The sequence below is a fragment of the Pseudonocardia sp. DR1-2 genome (genome assembly GCF_023717215.1).
Lineage (GTDB): Bacteria > Actinomycetota > Actinomycetes > Mycobacteriales > Pseudonocardiaceae > Pseudonocardia > Pseudonocardia alni.
In genome coordinates this window covers 1-18,796 of the sequence record NZ_JAMQOF010000009.1, presented here as the reverse complement: position 1 = coordinate 18,796, position 18,796 = coordinate 1, and the positions used below count along the sequence as shown (strand labels likewise).

Genomic DNA, 18,796 nt, shown 5'->3' with positions numbered 1-18,796 from the left:
CCCGGGGACGCGACGGCGGCACCGGACCGTCCGCGCGGCTCAGGCACGCGGCCCGGCCGGGACCTGCCCGTCCGGTGCCGCCGGGTCCCGCCCGGCCCCTACCGCGCCGCGGGGGCCCGCCGGGTGGGGTGCCCGGTGCGGTGCCGGTCCGGCGACGGCGGTCCCGCGGGGGCCCGGCCGCCGGGCGGTGAGCCGGGCCCGCAGCCGCAGCCACAGCCGTCCCACCGGCGACGGGCCGGCGGCGCCGCGCGCCAGCCGCTCCGTGCGATACCGGTCCGCCTCCTCCCGCAGCCGGGCCTGCCGCTGCTCGGCGAGGGCGACGAGATGGTCCATCGGGATGTGCGTCATCAGCATGACGACGACACTGCGGCTGAGGGGCCGGCCGGGGCATCGGGCGATCACGCCGTCCCGCGGGCCGCCCGGGGCCCGCGGGTAAGGGGTGCCCTCAGCCCCGTCCGGCGGGCGGGGGCAGCAGGCCCCGGCGGTAGGCCGGGACGAGGGCGCGCGGCACCAGGTGACGGCGCCCCTCCAGGGTGAGCGGCACCAGGTCGGGTGTGGTCGCCTTCCACTGCGACCGGCGGTGCCGGGTGTTCGATCGCGACGTCCGTCGCTTGGGAACGGCCATCAGAGGTCTCCTTCTCGGTCGGAACGTACGGTGGGGTCGTCCAGGACGGCGGGCCCCACGGGCTCGGACTCGGCGCAGGGCTCGTCGTGGGCCCAGCCGAACGGGTCGGGCAGGGCGGCCCAGGCGTCCTCGCCCGCGGCGATCTCGGCGTCGGTGAGCAGCGCGGAGCGCAGGGCGGCGTCGATCTCGTCGGGGTCGGCGTCGTGGCAGATCGCGACGATGTCCTGGGCGCGGTCGCCCCAGCGCGGGTGCCAGGCCAGGGCGGCCAGCGCCCGGCGCTGGTCGCCGGCCTCGGTCCACGCCTGCTCGTCGGCGCCGGCCAGCCAGTCGCCGGCGTGGCCGATCCGCATGCCGCCGCCCGCGCTCTCCACCCACAGCACCGCGTCGGGACGGGTGGCGAGCCAGACCCGGCCGCGGGCCCGCACGACGCCGTCGAGCAGGCTGTCGATCGCGTCGTGCAGCCGGTCCGGGTGGAACGGGCGTCGGGCGGAGAACAGCAGGGTGCGGACGCCGCTGTCGGCCTCCAGCGGGGGTGTCCCGCGCAGCAGCGGGTCGTGCACCCCGCCCGGGACACCGCGGCGGGACGCGGGGTCGAGCCCGTCGCAGAAGACCCGGTGGTCGGCCCGCCCGGCGAGCAGCCGGGGTGCGGTCGGGCACAGCCGGTCCAGGACGGCGGCGGTCCGGTCCGCGCCCCCGGGCCCGACCGCGCGGGTCAGCACCAGGACGTCGGCGAACTCGGCCTGCCCGACGGCGAGCTGGGCGACGGTCCGCTCGTCGTCGGGCAGCGTGGACAGCCCGCGCTCGGGCAGGGTCGCGTCCCCGGTGGCGTCGTCCAGCCAGTGGTCCGGGTCGAGCACGGCCACCACGCCGCGCAGGTCGACGAGGTCGGTCGCGGTGCAGGCCTCGCCGCCACCCGGCGGCTCGAACACCACCGCCCCCAGCGCCCAGCACACCGGCTCCGGCTCCAGGCGCGGGTCCAGGTGCAGCACCACCCGGTCCACCGTCCCGGCCAGCGCGGCCAGGGTCGGCAGCACGTCCTCGCGGATGGTGCAGCTCACACAGCCGTGGGCGAGCTCCAGCACGGTGCGCTCGTCGCGGCCCGCGTCCCGCAGCCGCCGGTGCACCACACCGCGGCCGAGATCACGCAGGTCGTGGTGGAGCACGACGACACCCGGGTCCAGCTCGCGCATCCGCGTGATCGTCCGCTCCACCCCGTCGGGCTCGGTCCCGCACAGGACCACCAGCTCGGTCATGTCTTCCTCCCGGAGTCGGACGTGGTCGCGGTCCGGTGTAGCGTAAACGAAAACGATTCCCATGTTGAGAGGAGGGGCGCGATGGCCAAGTCGACCGACGTCCGGCCGATCGTGAAGCTGCGCTCGACGGCGGGGACGGGCACGACCTACGTGACCCGCAAGAACCGCCGCAACGACCCGGACCGCCTGGTCCTGCGCAAGTACGACCCGAAGGTGCGCAGGCACGTCGAGTTCAAGGAGGAGCGCTGATGCCCGCACGTCCCAAGCCGGTGCGCGCGCCGCGACGCAAGGCCAACCCGTTGAAGCAGCGGGGGATCGAGCACGTGGACTGGAAGGACGCCGCGCTGCTGCGCACGTTCATCTCCGACCGCGGCAAGATCCGCGCCCGCCGGGTGACCGGACTCACCGGCCAGCAGCAGCGGCAGGTGGCCACCGCGATCCGCAACGCGCGGGAGATGGCCCTGCTGCCCTACCCGCACGCGGGACGGTGAGCGATGGCGAAGCGCTGTGACCTGACCGGCCGCGAGCCGGGCTTCGGCAAGTCGGTCTCGCACTCCCACCGGCGCACCAGCCGGCGCTGGGACCCCAACGTGCAGACCCGCCGCTACTGGCTGGCCGAGGAGAACCGCTGGGTGCGGCTCACGCTCTCGGTGAAGGGGATCAGGACGGTGGACCGGATCGGCGTCTCCGCCGCGGTGGCGAAGATCCGGGCGAACGGGGTGAAGGTCTGATGGCCACGACCGGACAGATCGCGAAGAACGAGCGGCGCAAGGAGATCGTCGCCCGCTACGCCGAGCGGCGGGCCGAGCTCAAGGCGCTCATCGCCCGCCCGTCGACGCCGGAGCCGGAGCGGGCCGCCGCGGTCGCCGAGCTGCGCCGCCAGCCACGCGACGCCAGCGCGACCCGGGTCCGCAACCGCGACTCGGTCGACGGGCGTCCCCGCGGGCACCTCCGCAAGTTCGGGGTGTCCCGGGTCCGGCTGCGCGAGCTCGCACACGACGGCGCACTGCCGGGTGTCCGCAAGTCGAGCTGGTGACGAACAGCGGTTGACCTGCAGGAACCGGGTTCCGGGACCCCCCGTTCGGGGGCCCGGGACCCCGGTGTAAAGTTCTTCCCGTCGGTGAGAGCGAGGCCCTCGGGCCCGCGTGACACCGGTGCTGCCGCCCCCTTAGCTCAGTCGGCAGAGCGTCTCCATGGTAAGGAGAAGGTCTACGGTTCGATTCCGTAAGGGGGCTCTACAAGGGGCCTCGCCGCATGCGGCGGGGCTTCTTGCATGACGGTGTAGCTCAGTTGGTAGAGCAAGCGGCTCATAATCGCTGTGTCGCCGGTTCAAGTCCGGCCATCGTCACCACGTTGGCGCATCATTCACGAGACATGCTGGGAGGCACCCGCGATGGCCAAGGCCACGGACGTGCGGCCGAAGATCACTCTGGCCTGCGAGGAGTGCAAGCACCGCAACTACATCACCAAGAAGAACCGGCGGAACGACCCCGACCGGCTCGAGATCAAGAAGTTCTGCCCGAACTGCGGCACCCACCGGGCGCACCGCGAGACCCGCTGAGTGCGTAGCGACTCCCGGAGCTGACAGTGGTCGACCAGTCCTGGGTCGGGCACAGCTCGGACCCGGTCGGGCCGTACCAGGTCGGTCGCGAGAAGATCCGCGAGTTCGCCGTCGCCATCGGTGACGGCGATCCGCTCTTCCGTGACGTGGACGCGGCACGTGCCGCGGGCCACGCGGACCTGGTGGCCCCGCCGACGTTCCCGACCTGCTTCACGATGCCGGTCATCGAGGGCTTCCTCCGGGAGCCCGCCTTCGGGTGGGACTACACCCGCATGGTCCACGGGGACCAGCGGATCACGTTCCGCAGGCCGGTCGTCGCCGGTGACGAGCTCACCACGGTGCTGCACGTCGACGAGCTGCGCACCCGGGCCGGCAACCACATGCTGACGCTGCGCTGCGAGGTCACCGACGCGGCGGGCGAGCCGGTGGCGACCACGCACTCGATGTTGGTCAGCCCCGCCGGTGAGGACGCGGGCGACGAGGGGGACGCGTGAGTGCACCGCTGACCCCGCAGACCGCCGCCGCCTGCGCCAAGGGCGACGCGCTGCCGTCGCTGACCGTGCAGGTCACCCGCGCCGACCTGGTGCGCTACGCCGGTGCCTCCGGCGACCTCAACCCGATCCACTGGAGCGACCGCGTCGCCGCGGTCGCCGGGCTGCCCGGTGTGATCGCGCACGGGATGCTCTCGATGGCCCTCGCCGGCCGCGTGCTGACCGCGTGGACCGGGGACCCGGCCGCGATCCGCAGCTACGGCACCCGCTTCACGCGGCCCGTCGTCGTCCCGGACGACGACGCCGGCGCCACCGTCGAGCTCTCCGGCACCGTCGCCGAGGTGCGCGAGGAGGGCGGGGAGCGGATCGCCGTCGTCGATCTCAAGGCGGCCTTCGAGGGGAAGACGGTGCTCGGCCGCGCCCGCGCCGAGGTCGTCCTCCCGGGGTGAGGCGACCCGGGGTACGGGCCCGCGGAAGCGGGTGCGTACACTCGTTCCAGCCGGACGCACCGGATGATCCGTTGCGTCCGCCCCGCCGCCACGTGGCGGATCGGGGCAAAGGGGTGTAGCTCAATTGGCAGAGCAGCGGTCTCCAAAACCGCAGGTTGCAGGTTCAAGTCCTGTCACCCCTGCCACGACGCCGCAGGCCGCCGGAGATCACGGCGGCGCGGCCGACGGCACGGACGGCGAAGCGACGAGGGTTCTCCCGAAGCGGAGGACGTGACCGAGGGCGGGCGGACGCCCGCCACGTGCGGAGGGCGACACGCGTGAGCGACGAGCACGAGTCGGAGCGGCCCGGGCGGGAGCGCCCGAGCAACGCCGCCGACCGTCGTGGGCGGCGGGCCTCCGGCTCCGCGAGCACCCCCGGCAAGGGCCGTGCCACCCCGACCCGCGCCACCGCGGCGACGAAGGAGAAGAAGCCGTCGCTCTTCGCCCGGCTCGCCCGGTTCCTGCGGGAGGTCGTCGCCGAGCTCCGCAAGGTCATCTGGCCCGACCGCGGCCAGATGGTGAAGTACACCATCGCGGTCCTGATCTTCGTGTCGATCATGGTGGCGCTGGTGTTCGTGCTGGACTCGGCGTTCGCCGAGGGCGTCGCCCTGCTGTTCGGCAACTGACGCGAGTACGAACGCCGACCGGCTCCGACCGACACCGAACAATGGAAGCGAGTAGGACGTGACCTCCGACAGCAAGGCGTACGACGAGGCGGCCGACGAGGCCGCGATCGACGCCGTCGCCGAGAACGCGGCCGACGAGACGCTGCCCGAGCAGTCCGTCCAGGACGCCGACGTCGAGGCGGCGCACGGTGAGGACGCCGTCTCCGGCGACTACACCGAGGCCGACGACGACAGCACCCCCGGCGCCGAGGCGGAGACGCTGGACGGCGAGGGCGAGACGGTCCCGACCGCCGGGGACGCGGACGACGCCGACTCCGGGGACGCCGACACCGAGGGTGCCGACGCCGTCGCGGAGGAGCCGGCCGAGGACGTGGACCCGGAGGAGGAGCTGCGCGCCGCACTGCGTCGCGCGCCCGGCGACTGGTACGTCGTCCACTCCTACGCGGGCTACGAGAACAAGGTGAAGTCGAACCTCGAGACCCGGGCGCAGACCCTGGACGTCGAGGACTACATCTTCCAGGTCGAGGTGCCCACCGAGGAGGTCACCGAGATCAAGAACGGGCAGCGCAAGAAGGTCCAGCGCAAGGTGCTGCCCGGCTACATCCTGGTGCGGATGGAGCTCAACGACCAGTCCTGGGGCGCGGTGCGGAACACGCCGGGCGTCACCGGTTTCGTCGGCGCGACGTCCAAGCCGTCGCCGCTGACGATCAACGAGGTCGTGAAGTTCCTGCTGCCGAAGGTCGAGGCCCCCAAGAAGGAGGCCGAGGCCGGCAGGACCGCGTCCGGCGGCGGCTCCGGCTCGTCCGGCGGCGCCCCCACCATCGAGGTCGACTTCGAGGTCGGCGAGTCGGTCACCGTCATGGACGGCCCGTTCGCCACGCTCCCCGCGAGCATCTCCGAGGTCAACGTCGACGCCCAGAAGCTCAAGGTGCTGGTCTCGATCTTCGGCCGGGAGACCCCGGTCGAGCTCGGGTTCAACCAGGTCTCCAAGATCTGATCGCACCCGTGAGGAACGTCCGCGGCATGGCAGGGCCGCGCGGCGTGCACATCGATCACTGAGGAACGGACATGCCCCCCAAGAAGCGGAAGCTCTCCGCGATCATCAAGCTCCAGATCCAGGCAGGCGCAGCGACGCCGGCCCCGCCGGTCGGCCCCGCACTGGGCCAGCACGGCGTCAACATCATGGAGTTCTGCAAGGCCTACAACGCGGCGACCGAGGCCCAGCGCGGCAACATCGTGCCGGTCGAGATCTCGGTCTTCGAGGACCGGTCGTTCTCCTTCGAGCTGAAGACCCCGCCCGCGGCGCGGCTCCTGCTCAAGGCGGCCGGTGTCGAGAAGGGCTCCGGCGAGCCGCACAAGACCAAGGTCGCCAGCGTGACCATGGCCCAGGTCCGGGAGATCGCCCAGGTCAAGATGAACGACCTGAACGCGAACGACCTCGACCAGGCCGCCAAGATCATCGCCGGCACCGCCCGGTCGATGGGCATCACGGTCGACGGCTGAGCGAGCCCCCCACACCACCCGTACGCGTGGGAGAGCCGGGCGCGGCTCCGACCACGACCTGACCTCTCTAAGGAGACGAGGACAGATGGCACAGCGCAGCAAGGCCTACCGTGAGGCCGCCGCGAAGATCGACGCGGACCGCCTCTACTCGCCGCTCTCGGCGGCGAAGCTGGCCCAGGAGACGTCCAGCAAGAACACCGACGCGACCGTCGAGGTCGCGATGCGGCTGGGCGTCGACCCCCGCAAGGCGGACCAGATGGTCCGCGGCACCGTGAACCTGCCGCACGGTACCGGCAAGACCGCCCGGGTGATCGTGTTCGCCACCGGTGACAAGGCCGCCGAGGCCGAGGCCGCCGGCGCCGACGCCGTGGGCGCCGAGGACCTCATCGAGCGGATCCAGGGCGGGTGGCTCGACTTCGACGCCGCCATCGCGACCCCGGACCAGATGGCCAAGGTCGGCCGCATCGCCCGCATCCTCGGCCCGCGTGGCCTGATGCCGAACCCGAAGACGGGCACCGTGACGCCGGACGTCACGAAGGCCATCAACGAGATCAAGGGCGGCAAGGTCAACTTCCGGGTCGACAAGCAGGCCAACCTGCACCTCGTCATCGGCAAGGCCTCGTTCGACACCGAGAAGCTGGTGGAGAACTACGGCGCCGCCTATGACGAGATCCTGCGGCTCAAGCCGTCGGCCGCCAAGGGCCGCTACGTCAAGAAGATCACCGTCTCCACCACCACCGGGCCGGGCATCCCGGTGGACCCGAACCGCACCCGCAACCTGCTGGTCGCGGACGAGGAGACCGACTGATCGTCTGATCAGCGCTGACCCGACGACGCCCCCGGTTCCCTGCGGAACCGGGGGCGTCGTCGTGTGCGGGGTCAGGCCCAGTCGCGCAGGACGTCCTCGACGCTCTCCGGGCCGGTGCCGCGACCGGCGGTCTCGGTGAGCGTGCGGGAGAAACGCGGTGCCGGGGCGGCCTGGGGCACGCCGTCGGAGGTGACGATGGTGCCGCGCGCGGTCAGGTGCGCGTTCTCGCGGGCCTCGGCGAACGACAGCACCGGGGTGGTGCAGGCGTCGGTGCCCTCGAAGACCGCGGCCCACTCGTCGCGGGGCTTGGAGGCGAACACCTCGGCGAACCGGGCCCGCATGGCCGGCCAGCCGCCGCGGTCGTACTGCGGGCCGAGCTCGTCCTCGGTGAGCCCCAGGCCGGCGACGAGCTGGGCGTAGAACTGCGGCTCCAGCGCCCCGACGGCCATGTGCCCGCCGTCGGCGCAGGTGTAGGTGTCGTAGAACGGGGCGTGCCCGTCGAGCAGGTTGGAGTCGCGCTCGTCGACCCAGGCGTCCTGGGCCAGGAAGCCCCAGAACATCTGGTTCAGCACGCTGACGCCGTCGACCATGGCGGCGTCGACGACCTGGCCCTGCCCGGAGGCCTTCGCCTCCCAGATCGCGGCCAGCACGCCGACGACGAGCAGCATCGACCCGCCGCCGAAGTCCCCGACCAGGTTCAGCGGCGGGACCGGGCGCTCCCCGGCGCGGCCGATCGCGTGCAGCGCACCGGTCAGCGAGATGTAGTTCAGGTCGTGCCCGGCGCGCGGCGCCATCGGGCCGTCCTGGCCCCAGCCGGTCATCCGCCCGTAGACCAGGCGCGGGTTGCGGGCGTGGCAGTCCTCGGGGCCGACGCCGAGGCGCTCGGTGACGCCCGGCCGGTAGCCCTCCAGGAGGACGTCGGCGGACTCGGCCAGCCGCAGCACGGTCTCCCGGCCCGCCGGGTCCTTCAGGTCCGCGGTGACCGAGCGCCGGCCGCGCGCCGTCGGGTCGGGCACCGCGTCGGACCCGAGCTTCAGCCCGCCCGAGGGCCGGTCGATGCGCACGACGTCCGCCCCGAGATCGCCCAGGATCATCGCCGCGTGCGGCCCCGGCCCGATCCCGGCCAGCTCGATCACCTTCAGTCCGGCCAGCGGACCCTTGCCCCGTGTCACCGTGGACCTCCCCGTCGCGCGAATGGTTCCCGGCGACGGTAGCGACCCGGCGCCGGTGCTCAGCCGGTCGACTCGCGAGCCGGCTCCTCGTAGTCCCAGATGTCCTTGCCGATCTCACGGACGGGATGGTCGGTCGTGTCCCGTTCCTGGATCGTGTAGGCGTAGCGGCCGTGCTGCCAGCCGTCGCGCGTCGCGACCTCCAGCAGGCAGGCCTCGGCCCAGCCGTGCCACTCGTCGAAGTCTCGGGGCAGCGGGTCGGGTGCGTCGCACTCGATCTCGGTCATCCGGTGCAGCACGCCCCGCAGGGGCTGCCAGGCGTGCACGTCCAGCCAGATGTTGTCCATCGCCGGCGCCTCCGTCGGGTGGGGTCGACCCCCAGTCTCGCCGGGCGCCGTCGTGGCGGGCCCGACGGCCGGGGGTCTTCACCCGATCGTGGTCAGGCCTTCAGCAGGTCCTCGCGGCCCTCGGCCTCGAGCTTCGCCTTGTACGGGCCGAAGAGCTGCTTGGCGATCGGCAGCAGCTTGAGGACCTTCGAGACCGGGCCCTTGGCGCGGACGTCGCCCTTGGCCATCGCGACCGGGAGGATGACCTTGCCCAGCCAGAACCGGTTGCCGGTGTCGGCGGACATGAACAGCTCGATGTTCGGGTCGGGGCCCTGCCCGGCGCCGGTGTGGATCTCGGAGTTCGGCATGTCCACGGTCAGGACGGCGTCCGGGTTCGTGTACGTGATCCGCAGGACGACCCCGGACGGCTGCAGCTTCGCCACCAGGTCCGGGTCGGCCATCCCGATCCGGAACACCCCGCCCAGGTACTCGTAGACCTCGGCCTCGTCGGCGAACACGGCCATCAGCGCCTCCTTGCGAGATGTGGCCGGGCAGGATGCCGCCCGGCACGTCGCGGCGAGTCTGTCCCGCGCCGTCCGGGGCGCGCAGCCGATCACCGGGCCAGGCTTGGCCCGTCCGGGCCGTGCGGCGTGCCGGCGCGGACCTCAGCGACCGGCCGGGTGCTCGTCGAGCAGGCCGCAGCGCCCCGCCAGCGCGGCCGCCTCGATCCGGTTCGCCGCGCCCAGCTTGTGCAGCAGCGAGGCGATCATGCGCTTGGCGGTGCGCTCGCTGACCAGCATCGGGCGGGCGATGTCGGCGGTCTCCAGGCCCCGTGCCAGCAGCGTCCACAGCTCGATGTCGCGCTCACCGAGCCGGTCGAGCAGGCCGTCGGCGGTGCGGTCGGCCGCGACGAGCAGCGCGTCGAGCAGCTCCGCACGCAGTACCCGCACCCCGGCCGCGATCGACAGCAGCGGCGCGACCAGCACCTCCGGGTCGGCGGACTTGCCCAGGTAGCCGTCGGCGCCGGCGCGCATCGCGGCGGCGGCGAGGTCGAGGTCCTCGGTGCCCGACAGCGCCAGCACCCGCGTGCCGGGGTAGGCGGCCTTGACCCGGCGGATCGTCTCCACCCCGCCCAGCGGGGGTAGCGCGAGGTCGACGATCGCGATCCCGGCCCGGTGCCTCCCGACCAGCGCGACGGCGTCCTCCCCGGCGGTGGTCGAGCCCGCGACCCGGAAGGTGTCCCCGGCGCGGGACTCCAGCAGCAGGGCGAGGCCCTGTGCGAACAGGGCGTGGTCGTCGACGATGACGACCACGTGCGGCGCTGTCGGCACGGGCGGCGGCATGGTCGGTGAGCCTAGTGTGGCCGCCGACCCCGCCCGCTCCCGAGAGGCCCCGACCGTGACCGCGCCCGCCGGTGAACTGCCCGAACGCACCCGGGAGGAGCGCCAGGCCGTCGTCCTGAGGATCTGCGTCGTGCTCGGTGCGGTCGGCCTGCTGGTGGCCCGGCCGGACCTCGCCGGGGGCCGGCCGGTCGTGGCCGCCGTCCTGATCGGCCTGAGCGCGGTCTACGCTGCCGCGCTCGGCGTCGTCTCCGTGCTCCGCGGGCGGCTGCCCGTCCCGCCGGCCGTGCTGACCGGGATCGACGGTCTGCTCGCCCTGCTCGCCTGCGGACTCACCGGCGGGGTGGCGAGCCCGATGGTGGCCGCGCTGCCGCTGGTCGTCATCGCGATCGCGCTGCGCGGCGGGCACCGGCTCGGGCAGCTCGTCGCGCTCGGTCTCGGCTTCGGCTACACCGCGGCGGCGCTGCTCGGCTCCGCCCCGGGGGTCACGCTCGGCGCCGCGGTCGTCGCGGGACTGTGGTGGACCGGTTTCCTGTTCGCGACGGCGGTGCTCACCGGGGTGCTCGTGCGCCTGCTGGAACGCCAGCTCGCCGACATCGCCACCACCCGGGCCCGGGCCGAGAGCGAGCACGAGCGTTACCTGTCCGAGCGCGCGCTGCGGGACCGGATCGTGTCCCAGAGCCGGGCCCGGCTCGACGGGGCCCGCGTCGTGCTGCACGAGTTCCGGACCCCGGTCGCCTCGCTGACCGCGCTGTCGGCCGACCTCGCCGCGGGCAGGCTGGGCGGGGACGCCGCCCGGCGGGCGTCGCGGCTGCTCGCCGACCACGCCGCCCACCTCCAGGACATGCTCGACGGGCTGGCCGACCTGGCCGTCGCCGACGGCAGCCCGCTCGGGCGCGACCGGCCCCGCCGCGTCGCGCTCGCCGAGCTGGCCGACGCCGTGCTCGACGCCGCCGGGATCGCCGCGCACCGGCGGCACCCGGTCGTCGAACCGGCCGGGGCCGCGGTCCACTGCGACCCGCAGCGGCTGCGCCGGATGCTCACCAACCTGGCCGAGAACGCCGCCCGGCACTCCGGTGACGAGGTCGTGGAGCTGCACCTGGCCCACGACGGCGCCGTGCTCACCGCCGAGGTCCGCGACCGCGGGCCCGGGCTGCCCGCGGGTCAGGAGGGCGTCGTGACGGCCAAGGGCGTCGCGCTGGGAGAGCGCCGCGGTACCGCCGGGCTGGGCCTGTGGATCGCCGAGGCACTCGCGTCCGCGATGGACGGTGAGCTGAGCCTGCTCCCGCGTGAGGGCGGCGGGCTGGTCGCCCGGCTCACCCTGCCGCTCGCCGGCGCCTGAGGACCTCCCCTGGCACCCGGGGGCCAGCGCTGGCGCGGGCGACGGCTGTGCCGGAGGTCTCCGCACGGCCAGGATCGACCGCCATGCGTACGACGGCAGCGGTGCTGTGGGAACCCGGTGGCAAGTGGGAGATCGAGGAGGTCGAGCTCGACTCCCCGAACGCCGGGGAGGTGATGGTCGAGCTGACCGCATCGGGGCTGTGCCACTCCGACGAGCACCTCGTCACCGGTGACCTGCCCGCGGTCCTGCCGATGGTCGGCGGCCACGAGGGCGCGGGCCGGGTCATCGAGGTCGGCCCGGGCGTCACCGAGCTCGAGGTCGGCGACCCGGTCGTCATGACCTTCCTGCCCTCCTGCGGGCGCTGCCCGTACTGCTCCAAGGGCCAGCCGAACCTCTGCAACGACGGCGCCGGCGCCACCCTCGGCCCGCAGCTCGACGGCACCTACCGGTTCCACGCCCGTGGCGAGGACCTGGGCCAGATGTGCCTGCTCGGCACGTTCGCCCGGGACACCGTGGTCCCGGTGAAGTCCGCCGTGAAGATCGACGAGGGCTTCCCGCTGGACCTGGCCGCGCTGGTCGGCTGCGGCGTCACCACCGGCTTCGGCTCGTCGGTGCGCACCGCGGACCTGCGGGCCGGGGACACCGCCGTGGTCATCGGGATCGGCGGCATCGGCGCGAACGCGGTGCAGGGCGCCCGGGCGGCGGGCTGCCGGTACGTCGTGGCCGTCGACCCGGTCGAGCACAAGCGGGAGCGCTCCCGCGAGCTGGGCGCCACGCACGTCGCGGCGAGCATCGACGAGGCCTGGGAGATCGTCAGCGAGGTGACCCGCGGGCAGATGGCCGAGGCGGCGGTCCTGTGCACGGGCGTCGCGATGGGCGAGGACCTGCAGCCCGCGCTGCAGCTGGTCGGCAAGCGCGGCCGGGTCGTCGTCACCGCGCTGGCCCGGGCCGAGGAGGAGACAGCGTCGCTGTCGCTGCTCGACCTCACGCTCTACGAGAAGCAGATCCGCGGCGCGCTGTTCGGCAGCTCCGCGGCCCAGTTCGACATCCCGCGGCTGCTGGAGATGCACAACCTCGGCCACCTCAAGCTCCGTGAGCTGATCACCAAGGAGTACACCCTCGACCAGGTCAACGAGGGCTACGAGGACATGCGTTCCGGACGCAACATCCGCGGACTGATCCGCTACTGACCGCCCCCGGCGCGCACCGACGGCCCCGGCCCGCACGAGCGGGACCGGGGCCGTCGGCGTGGGGGAGCGGGTCAGCCGTCGACGAGCTCGCGCACGGTGCGCAGCTGCTCCGGGCTGCCGTCGACGACCATCGTCGTGACCAGCGAGTCGCGGAACACCGGCAGCTCCTCGGCGATCTTCGCCTTCGGACCGATCAGGGCCACCTGCTCGACCATCGAGGTCGGGACGGCCTTCGCGGCCGCGTCCTTGTCCCCGCCCAGGTAGAGCTCCTGGATGCGGGCGCACTCGTCGTCGTAGCCCATGCGGGCGAAGACCTCGTAGTGGAAGTTCGCGCCCTTGGCGCCCATCCCGCCGATGTAGAGCGCGAGGAACGGGCGGATCCGGTCCGCGGCGGCCTCGACGACGTCGTCGACGACGACCTGCACCATGCAGACGACCTCGAAGCCGTCCGGGCGCCCGCCGCGGGCGGCGAACCCGGCGTCGAGGGACTCACGGTAGTGCGCGTCGTGCCGGGGCGCGTAGAACAGCGGCTGCCAGCCGTCGGCGATCTCGGCGGCCAGTGCCACGTTCCTCGGGCCCTCGGCCGCGAGCAGGATCGGCAGGTCGGTCCGGTACGGGTGCAGCGTCGAGCGCAGCGGCTTGCCCAGCCCGGTGCCGCCCGGGTACGGGATCGGGTAGTGCGGCCCGTCGGAGCCGACCTTCTCCCGGGCGATCGTGTCCCGCAGGACCCGCACGTACTCCCGGGTGCGGGCCAGCGGCCTCGGGTACGGCTGCCCGTACCACCCCTCGACGACCTGCGGCCCGGACGCGCCGATGCCCAGCACCATCCGGCCGCCGGACAGGTGGTCCAGGGTCATGGCGGCCATCGCCGTCGCGGTCGGGGTGCGCGCGGACATCTGCACGACCGAGGTGCCCAGGCGCATCCGCGTGGTCCGGGAACCGAGCCAGGACAGCGGGGTGAACGCGTCCGAGCCGTAGGCCTCGGCCGTCCACATCGAGTCGAAGCCGAGGTCCTCGGCGGCGGCGACCTTCTCCACGGTCCCCGGCGGCGGCCCGGCACCCCAGTAGCCGAGTGCCAGACCGAGCTTCACGTGCCCGTCCCGAAGGTCACCGGCAGCCGCTTGATGCCGTTGATGAAGTTGCCGGTCAGCCACTCCGGCTCGCCGACCGACAGGTCCGGGACGCGGGTGAGCAGCTGGTGGAACAGCGCCCGCAGCTGGGTCTTGGCCAGGTGGTGGCCCAGGCAGAAGTGCGGGCCACCGCCGCCGAAGCCGACGTGCGGGTTCTCGGCGCGGGTGATGTCGAAGACGTGCGGGTCGGCGAACACGGCGTCGTCGCGGTTGCCGGAGTGGTAGAACATCACGACCCGCTCGCCCTCGGCGATCCTCTGCCCGCGGATCTCGGTGTCCCGGGTCGCGGTGCGCCGGAAGGTCAGCACGGGGCTGGCCCAGCGGATGAACTCCTCGACGGCCGGCTTGATCCGGTCGTCGAACTCCTCGGTCAGCAGCCGCTTCTGCCCGGGGTTGCGGTCCAGCGCGAGGATCGCGTGGCTGGAGGTCTGCCGGGTGGTGTCGTTGCCCGCGACGCAGAGCAGGACGAAGAACGCCGCGATCTCCTCGTCGGTCAGCGCGTCGCCGTCGACCTCGGCCTGCACCAGGGCGGTCATCAGGTCGTCCGCGGGGGACTCGCGACGCAGCGCGGACAGCTCGAACGACGCCGTGTGCAGCGTCATCAGCCCGTTGAGCAGCACCGCCATCGGGTCGCCCTCGCCGATGTAGTCCGGGTCGTTCCAGCCGACCATGGCGTTGGCGGCGTCGGCGACCTCCTGCCGCTTCTCCGGCGGGATGCCGATCATCTGCGAGATCGTCCACATCGGCAGCCGCGCCGCGACCGCGGTCACGAAGTCCGCCGAGCCGTCGCCGGCGAGCAGGTCGTCGACGATGAGCCGGGCCTGCTCGGCGATCTGCTCCTCGATCTGCCGGACCCGGCGCGGGGTGAACACCGAGCTGATGACCTTGCGCTGGCGGTGGTGGCGCGGTGCGTCCATCGCGAGGATGGAGTGCGCGGCCTCCAGCATGTCCTCGGGCACGTCCTCCAGCATCACGCCGCCGTACTGCTGGCCGGACGCGAAGGTCTCGGCGTCGCGGCTGACGGCCTGGATGTCGGCGTGGGTGACCAGCGCCCAGAACCCGGGGGCGTCCGGGTCGGGCAGCAGATCGGTCTCGGCCGGCGGGTGCCAGGACAGCGGGCGCTCGCGGCGCAGCTCGGCGAACCGCTCCTCGCGGGCGTCCGGGGTCTGTGCCCAGAACGCCTGGGTGGAGATGTCGAGCGGGTCGTACGGGCGCTTCTCCGTGGTGGTCACGGGGTTGCCTCCTCGCGGTTGCGTCGTCGGAACCGGATCAGATCTCGGGTGGGGGGATCATGCCCGTCAGCACGGCACCGCTGATGCCGCCGTCGGCGACGAGCGCGTGCCCGTTGATCCAGGCGGACTCCGGGCCGGCCAGGAACAGCACCGGTCCGGCGATGTCGGCGGGGGCCGCGTGCCTGCCGAGGAACGCGGCGAGCGCGTCGAGGTTCTCCTTGCCCATGGACTGCTCGAAGTCGCCGAGGATGGGCGTCTCGACCGGTCCGGGGCAGACGGCGTTCATCCGCACCCCGTTCTCGCCGAACACGGGGGCCATGAGCATTGTGTAGACGATCAGGGCCTCCTTCGAGAAGTTGTAGGTGTTGCCCGCCTGCGGGTGCTCGGCGAACCAGGCGAGCCCCTCGTCGACGGTGTCGGTGGCCAGCAGCTCGCGCAGCGCCGCCAGCCGGTCGGCCCAGCCGTAGCCGGCGATGGAGGCGACGTTCACGATCGCGCCACCGGGGCGGATCCGTTCGACGACCGACTCGGTGAGGTGACGGAGCCCGAGCAGGTTCACCCGCAGCACGAGCTCCGCGGGCGCGGTGCCGGGGACCCCGGCCACGTTGCAGAGGGCGTCGAACTCCCCGTCCAGGGCGGCGACGGCGGCGTCGATCGACGCGACGTCGGACAGGTCGCAGTGCACGTGCCGCGCGACGCCGACGGAGGTGTCCTTCAGGTCCAGCGAGACGACCTCGTCGCCGGCGTCGACGAACCGGCGTGCGACCTCGGCGCCGATCCCGGACGCGGCACCGGTCACCAGTACCCGGCGGCTCACGTGGTGACCAGGAGGTCCTCGCGGCCGTCGGCCTTGAGGCGCTCGACGTAGGTCGGGAACAGGCGCTTCGACAGCGGCGCGAGCTGCAGGAGCTTGGTGACGGTGCCGTCGACCTTCACCTTGCCCTTGGCCATGGCGAAGGTCAGGTTGACGGTGCCCTGCCAGTAGGCGTTCGCGGTCTCGGTGGACATGGTCATCGTGGCCTGCGGCTCGGGGGCGCCGGCGTCGGAGCCCTTCCAGACCTTCGCGCCGGGCAGGTCGATGATCAGCGCGGAGTCGGGATCGGTGCACTGCTGGCGCAGGACCAGTCCGGTGCCGCGGAGCTTGGGCTCCAGTTCGGGGTCGGCCAGTGCGGCCTCGAAGATGCCACCGATGTAGCGGTACAGCTCGTCCTCGTCGGCGAATCCGGGCACGGTTCCTCCACGTCGTCGTGAGTGTGTGACCTTGTACCCGGAACGTAACGTAGATTATGTTACTGGGGAAGTACCCGACCCCGACGACGTGGGAGAGCCGCCGATGAGCGTGACCGAGACCGGTGGGCCCACCGGGGCCGTGGGAGCGGACGCCGGCGGGCCGTCCGTCGCCGAGCAGGTGGCCCGGCTGCGCGCCACGTTCCGTGGTGGCCGGACCCGTGACCGGAGCTGGCGGCTGCACCAGCTGGGCGGTCTGGAGCGGATGCTCACCGAGGCCGAGGACGACTTCGTCGCGGCCCTGGCCGCGGACCTCGGCCGTCCCCGCGTCGAGGCATGGATGGCCGACCTGGCCCCGACCGTCGCGGAGTCCCGCCACGCCCGGAGGCACCTGCGCCGCTGGATGCGCCCGCACCGGGTCGGTCTGCCGCTGTCGGTGCAACCGGGGTCGGCGCGCTGGGTGCACGAGCCGCTCGGGGTCGTGCTGGTCATCGGGCCGTGGAACTACCCGGCATACCTCACGCTCGCGCCGCTGGTCGCCGCGTTCGCGGCCGGGAACTGCGCCGTGGTGAAGCCGTCGGAGTACGCGCCCGCGACCGCCGAGGTGCTCGCCCGGCTGCTGCCGCGCTACACCGATCCGGACGCCGTCGCCGTCGTCACCGGGGGGCCGGGGGAGACCCAGGAGCTGCTCGCGCAGGGCCTGGACCACGCGTTCTTCACCGGTAGCCCGGAGGTCGGGGCGAAGGTGATGGCCGCCGCGGCGCCGCACCTGACCCCGGTCACACTCGAGCTGGGCGGGAAGAGCCCGGTGATCGTCGCCGCGGACGCCGACGTCGAGGTCGCCGCGCGCCGGATCGCCTGGACCAAGCTCATGAACTCCGGCCAGACCTGCGTCGCCCCGGACTACCTGCTCGTCGACTCCGCCGTCCGCGACGAGCTGGTCGAGCGGCTCGTCGCCGAGACCGCGCGGATGCGCGGCGGCGCGGGCGGGGGTGTGCGGATCGTCGACGCCCGGCAGGCGGCGCGGCTCGCGGGCCTGCTCGCCGACGACCACGGGGGCACCGTGGTGGCCGGCGGCACGATCGACCCGGAGGCCCGCACCGGGGAGCCGACGGTCGTGCTCGACCCGCGGCCGGGGTCCCGGCTGCTGACCGAGGAGATCTTCGGCCCGATCCTGCCGGTGCTGACCGTCGACGGTGTCGACGCCGCGATCGCGCACGTCAACGCCGGCCCGAAGCCCCTGGCCGCCTACGTGTTCACCGGCTCGTCGCGCACCGCGGAGCGGATCACCCGCGAGGTCCCCGCCGGGGCGACCGTCGTCAACCACCTGATGTTCCACGTGCTGGTGCCCCGGCTGCCCTTCGGGGGAGTGGGGCGCAGCGGCTCCGGCGCCTACCACGGGCGGTTCGGGTTCGAGACCTTCTCGCACCGGCGGGCGGTGCTGCGCAAGCCGGCCCGGCCCGATCCCGGCATCGTCTACCCGCCCTACGACGGGCGGACCGAACGCCTGCTGCGCAGGATCTTCTGATCGGACACGCGTCCGGCGTGGCACCCTGGTGGGTCGGCACGGGTCGTGGAGAGGGGGCGGGCGGGTGGCCAGGAGAGCGGGTCGGCAGATCGCTGCCGAGCAGTACTACGACGCCGCGATGTCGATCCTCGCGCGCGAGGGCGCGGCCGGGCTCAAGATCGGTCCGTTGTGCCGGTCGCTCGGCGTGACCAGCGGGTCGTTCTACCACCACTTCGGCGGCTGGGCGGGCTTCGTCCGTGGCCTGCTGCGCTACTGGGAGGCCGAGCAGACCGACCGGATCGTCGAGCTGGCCCGGGCGACCGCGGACCCGGTCGAGCGGATCGACGTGGTCAAGCAGCTCACGGTGGCCCTGCGGCACGACGCCGAGGCCGCGATCCGCGCGTGGGCACAGATCGACCCCGAGGTCGGCCGCGCCCAGGCGCGGGTGGACGTGCAGCGCCGGATCGCGCTGGAGCAGGTGGTGGCCGACGTCGTGCCCGACCCGGACGACGCCCGCAGGCTCGCCGTGTTCGGCATCTCGCTGATGGCCGGCTACCAGCAGACCTGCGACCCCCGCGACCGGGACCTCCTGCGTGCCCTGTTCGACGACTACCAGCGCCTCATCCTGTCGCACGCCCCGCACGTGACGCCGCCGATCGGGTGATCCTCCGAGCGGGTGGGGGCGTGGTCGCCGATCCGGTCGTACCGCGGCAATCGGGCCGTTCGGACCAGCCCTGCTACCCGGCCGGGAGCACCGTTACCCACGGTCCGCAACATTGCACGGAGATCTGTAACCTACGGTAACCATAACGTAGATTACGGCATGGTCACCGATCGGCGACCCCGCCGACCCGCCAGTAACCCCCGACGCGCAGACTCGTTGTGCCGTTCAGCACCGACGACTGGCCCCCGCTCCCCAGCGTTCCCGGGCCCCGGTGCGGTTCGTCGGTCTATTGCGCGAGGAGGCGACACGTGACC

The 18,796-nt window shown here is 73.2% G+C and carries 26 protein-coding genes and 3 tRNA genes; 18 read left to right on the top strand and 11 right to left on the bottom strand.

Features of this window, described 5'->3' with window-relative positions; all coding sequences use genetic code 11:
- Positions 1 to 39: 39 nt before the first annotated feature.
- From ND486_RS23965 to mrf, 3 genes are all read right to left on the bottom strand, one after another.
- Positions 40 to 354, bottom strand: coding sequence for a hypothetical protein (locus tag ND486_RS23965; protein ID WP_251786702.1), 315 nt, complete (start codon positions 352 to 354; stop codon positions 40 to 42).
- A 91-nt stretch (positions 355 to 445) separates the two neighbouring features.
- The gene (gene rpmF, locus ND486_RS23960) at positions 446 to 625 is read right to left on the bottom strand and encodes a 50S ribosomal protein L32 (protein ID WP_073576503.1); all 180 of its coding nucleotides are present in this window, start codon (positions 623 to 625) and stop codon (positions 446 to 448) included.
- Entirely contained in the window at positions 625 to 1,878 is a 1,254-nt protein-coding gene (gene mrf, locus ND486_RS23955; RefSeq protein ID WP_251786701.1) for a ribosome hibernation factor-recruiting GTPase MRF, read from the bottom strand. Before mrf ends, rpmF begins: the two co-directional genes overlap by 1 nt.
- A gap of 81 nt (positions 1,879 to 1,959) precedes the next feature.
- Here mrf and rpmG (ND486_RS23950) point away from each other — a divergent pair, with 81 nt between their 5' ends.
- The 14 genes from rpmG (ND486_RS23950) to rplA all read left to right on the top strand — a co-directional run bounded on the left by rpmG (ND486_RS23950) (position 1,960) and on the right by rplA (position 7,355).
- Positions 1,960 to 2,127: a 50S ribosomal protein L33 gene (gene rpmG, locus ND486_RS23950; protein WP_020623297.1), complete on the top strand. Its 168-nt coding sequence runs from the start codon at positions 1,960 to 1,962 to the stop codon at positions 2,125 to 2,127.
- Positions 2,127 to 2,369 (top strand): 30S ribosomal protein S18, encoded by a 243-nt coding sequence (gene rpsR / locus ND486_RS23945; protein ID WP_179761791.1) that lies wholly within the window; start codon positions 2,127 to 2,129, stop codon positions 2,367 to 2,369. Before rpmG (ND486_RS23950) ends, rpsR begins: the two co-directional genes overlap by 1 nt.
- A 3-nt stretch (positions 2,370 to 2,372) precedes the next feature.
- Complete coding sequence (gene rpmB, locus ND486_RS23940; RefSeq protein WP_179761792.1) at positions 2,373 to 2,609, top strand: 50S ribosomal protein L28; 237 nt, start codon at positions 2,373 to 2,375, stop codon at positions 2,607 to 2,609.
- Entirely contained in the window at positions 2,609 to 2,914 is a 306-nt protein-coding gene (gene rpsN / locus ND486_RS23935; RefSeq protein WP_073576499.1) for a 30S ribosomal protein S14, read from the top strand. Before rpmB ends, rpsN begins: the two co-directional genes overlap by 1 nt.
- A gap of 126 nt (positions 2,915 to 3,040) precedes the next feature.
- Positions 3,041 to 3,113, top strand: a tRNA-Thr gene (locus ND486_RS23930).
- Positions 3,114 to 3,153: 40 nt separating this feature from the next.
- Positions 3,154 to 3,229: transfer RNA gene (locus tag ND486_RS23925), tRNA-Met, on the top strand.
- A gap of 42 nt (positions 3,230 to 3,271) precedes the next feature.
- Positions 3,272 to 3,439: a 50S ribosomal protein L33 gene (gene rpmG, locus ND486_RS23920; protein ID WP_020623293.1), complete on the top strand. Its 168-nt coding sequence runs from the start codon at positions 3,272 to 3,274 to the stop codon at positions 3,437 to 3,439.
- Between the two features lie 26 nt (positions 3,440 to 3,465).
- Entirely contained in the window at positions 3,466 to 3,933 is a 468-nt protein-coding gene (locus ND486_RS23915; RefSeq protein ID WP_251786700.1) for a MaoC family dehydratase N-terminal domain-containing protein, read from the top strand.
- Entirely contained in the window at positions 3,930 to 4,379 is a 450-nt protein-coding gene (locus ND486_RS23910) for a MaoC family dehydratase (protein WP_139282878.1), read from the top strand. The genes ND486_RS23915 and ND486_RS23910 overlap by 4 nt, the downstream gene beginning before the upstream one ends.
- A 109-nt stretch (positions 4,380 to 4,488) precedes the next feature.
- Positions 4,489 to 4,564: transfer RNA gene (locus ND486_RS23905), tRNA-Trp, on the top strand.
- Positions 4,565 to 4,696: 132 nt separating this feature from the next.
- On the top strand, positions 4,697 to 5,044 hold the full coding sequence (gene secE / locus ND486_RS23900) for a preprotein translocase subunit SecE (RefSeq protein WP_062397901.1): 348 nt from the start codon (positions 4,697 to 4,699) through the stop codon (positions 5,042 to 5,044).
- A 58-nt stretch (positions 5,045 to 5,102) separates the two neighbouring features.
- Positions 5,103 to 6,041, top strand: a complete 939-nt coding sequence (gene nusG / locus ND486_RS23895) for a transcription termination/antitermination protein NusG (RefSeq protein ID WP_226367648.1) — start codon at positions 5,103 to 5,105, stop codon at positions 6,039 to 6,041.
- 71 nt (positions 6,042 to 6,112) lie between these two features.
- Positions 6,113 to 6,547 carry a 50S ribosomal protein L11 gene (gene rplK / locus ND486_RS23890; RefSeq protein WP_073576496.1) on the top strand — a complete coding sequence of 145 codons (435 nt, stop codon included), beginning with the start codon at positions 6,113 to 6,115 and terminating at the stop codon, positions 6,545 to 6,547.
- An 85-nt stretch (positions 6,548 to 6,632) separates the two neighbouring features.
- The gene (gene rplA / locus ND486_RS23885; RefSeq protein WP_149665504.1) at positions 6,633 to 7,355 is read left to right on the top strand and encodes a 50S ribosomal protein L1; all 723 of its coding nucleotides are present in this window, start codon (positions 6,633 to 6,635) and stop codon (positions 7,353 to 7,355) included.
- Between the two features lie 71 nt (positions 7,356 to 7,426).
- Here rplA and ND486_RS23880 read toward each other — a convergent pair whose 3' ends face one another.
- The 4 genes from ND486_RS23880 to ND486_RS23865 all read right to left on the bottom strand — a co-directional run bounded on the left by ND486_RS23880 (position 7,427) and on the right by ND486_RS23865 (position 10,193).
- Complete coding sequence (locus tag ND486_RS23880) at positions 7,427 to 8,527, bottom strand: CaiB/BaiF CoA-transferase family protein (RefSeq protein ID WP_251786699.1); 1,101 nt, start codon at positions 8,525 to 8,527, stop codon at positions 7,427 to 7,429.
- A gap of 59 nt (positions 8,528 to 8,586) precedes the next feature.
- Entirely contained in the window at positions 8,587 to 8,871 is a 285-nt protein-coding gene (locus ND486_RS23875) for a hypothetical protein (protein WP_208818995.1), read from the bottom strand.
- Positions 8,872 to 8,963: 92 nt separating this feature from the next.
- Entirely contained in the window at positions 8,964 to 9,374 is a 411-nt protein-coding gene (locus ND486_RS23870) for a sterol carrier protein (RefSeq protein WP_062397890.1), read from the bottom strand.
- Positions 9,375 to 9,515: 141 nt separating this feature from the next.
- On the bottom strand, positions 9,516 to 10,193 hold the full coding sequence (locus ND486_RS23865) for a response regulator transcription factor (protein WP_251786698.1): 678 nt from the start codon (positions 10,191 to 10,193) through the stop codon (positions 9,516 to 9,518).
- 55 nt (positions 10,194 to 10,248) lie between these two features.
- Between ND486_RS23865 and ND486_RS23860 the strand changes: the two genes are divergently transcribed.
- A complete protein-coding gene (locus tag ND486_RS23860; RefSeq protein ID WP_251786697.1) occupies positions 10,249 to 11,532 on the top strand; it encodes a HAMP domain-containing sensor histidine kinase in 1,284 nt (427 codons plus the stop codon).
- Positions 11,533 to 11,615: 83 nt separating this feature from the next.
- Positions 11,616 to 12,722: an NDMA-dependent alcohol dehydrogenase gene (locus ND486_RS23855; protein ID WP_251786696.1), complete on the top strand. Its 1,107-nt coding sequence runs from the start codon at positions 11,616 to 11,618 to the stop codon at positions 12,720 to 12,722.
- Positions 12,723 to 12,793: 71 nt separating this feature from the next.
- Here ND486_RS23855 and ND486_RS23850 read toward each other — a convergent pair whose 3' ends face one another.
- Genes ND486_RS23850 through ND486_RS23835 form a run of 4 tightly spaced genes read right to left on the bottom strand, consistent with a single transcriptional unit; the run spans position 12,794 to position 16,314 of the window.
- Complete coding sequence (locus tag ND486_RS23850; protein WP_251786695.1) at positions 12,794 to 13,813, bottom strand: LLM class F420-dependent oxidoreductase; 1,020 nt, start codon at positions 13,811 to 13,813, stop codon at positions 12,794 to 12,796.
- Positions 13,810 to 15,084, bottom strand: a complete 1,275-nt coding sequence (locus ND486_RS29910; RefSeq protein ID WP_251786694.1) for a cytochrome P450 — start codon at positions 15,082 to 15,084, stop codon at positions 13,810 to 13,812. Before ND486_RS29910 ends, ND486_RS23850 begins: the two co-directional genes overlap by 4 nt.
- Positions 15,085 to 15,121: 37 nt before the next feature.
- Positions 15,122 to 15,901 carry a coniferyl-alcohol dehydrogenase gene (locus tag ND486_RS23840; protein WP_251786693.1) on the bottom strand — a complete coding sequence of 260 codons (780 nt, stop codon included), beginning with the start codon at positions 15,899 to 15,901 and terminating at the stop codon, positions 15,122 to 15,124.
- Positions 15,898 to 16,314, bottom strand: a complete 417-nt coding sequence (locus tag ND486_RS23835; RefSeq protein ID WP_062397883.1) for an SCP2 sterol-binding domain-containing protein — start codon at positions 16,312 to 16,314, stop codon at positions 15,898 to 15,900. The genes ND486_RS23840 and ND486_RS23835 overlap by 4 nt, the downstream gene beginning before the upstream one ends.
- Before the next feature lie 103 nt (positions 16,315 to 16,417).
- Between ND486_RS23835 and ND486_RS23830 the strand changes: the two genes are divergently transcribed.
- Together ND486_RS23830 and ND486_RS23825 are read left to right on the top strand one after the other, a co-directional pair.
- Positions 16,418 to 17,839: an aldehyde dehydrogenase family protein gene (locus ND486_RS23830; protein ID WP_251786692.1), complete on the top strand. Its 1,422-nt coding sequence runs from the start codon at positions 16,418 to 16,420 to the stop codon at positions 17,837 to 17,839.
- Positions 17,840 to 17,903: 64 nt separating this feature from the next.
- Complete coding sequence (locus ND486_RS23825; RefSeq protein WP_161152751.1) at positions 17,904 to 18,482, top strand: TetR/AcrR family transcriptional regulator; 579 nt, start codon at positions 17,904 to 17,906, stop codon at positions 18,480 to 18,482.
- Positions 18,483 to 18,796: the final 314 nt, after the last annotated feature.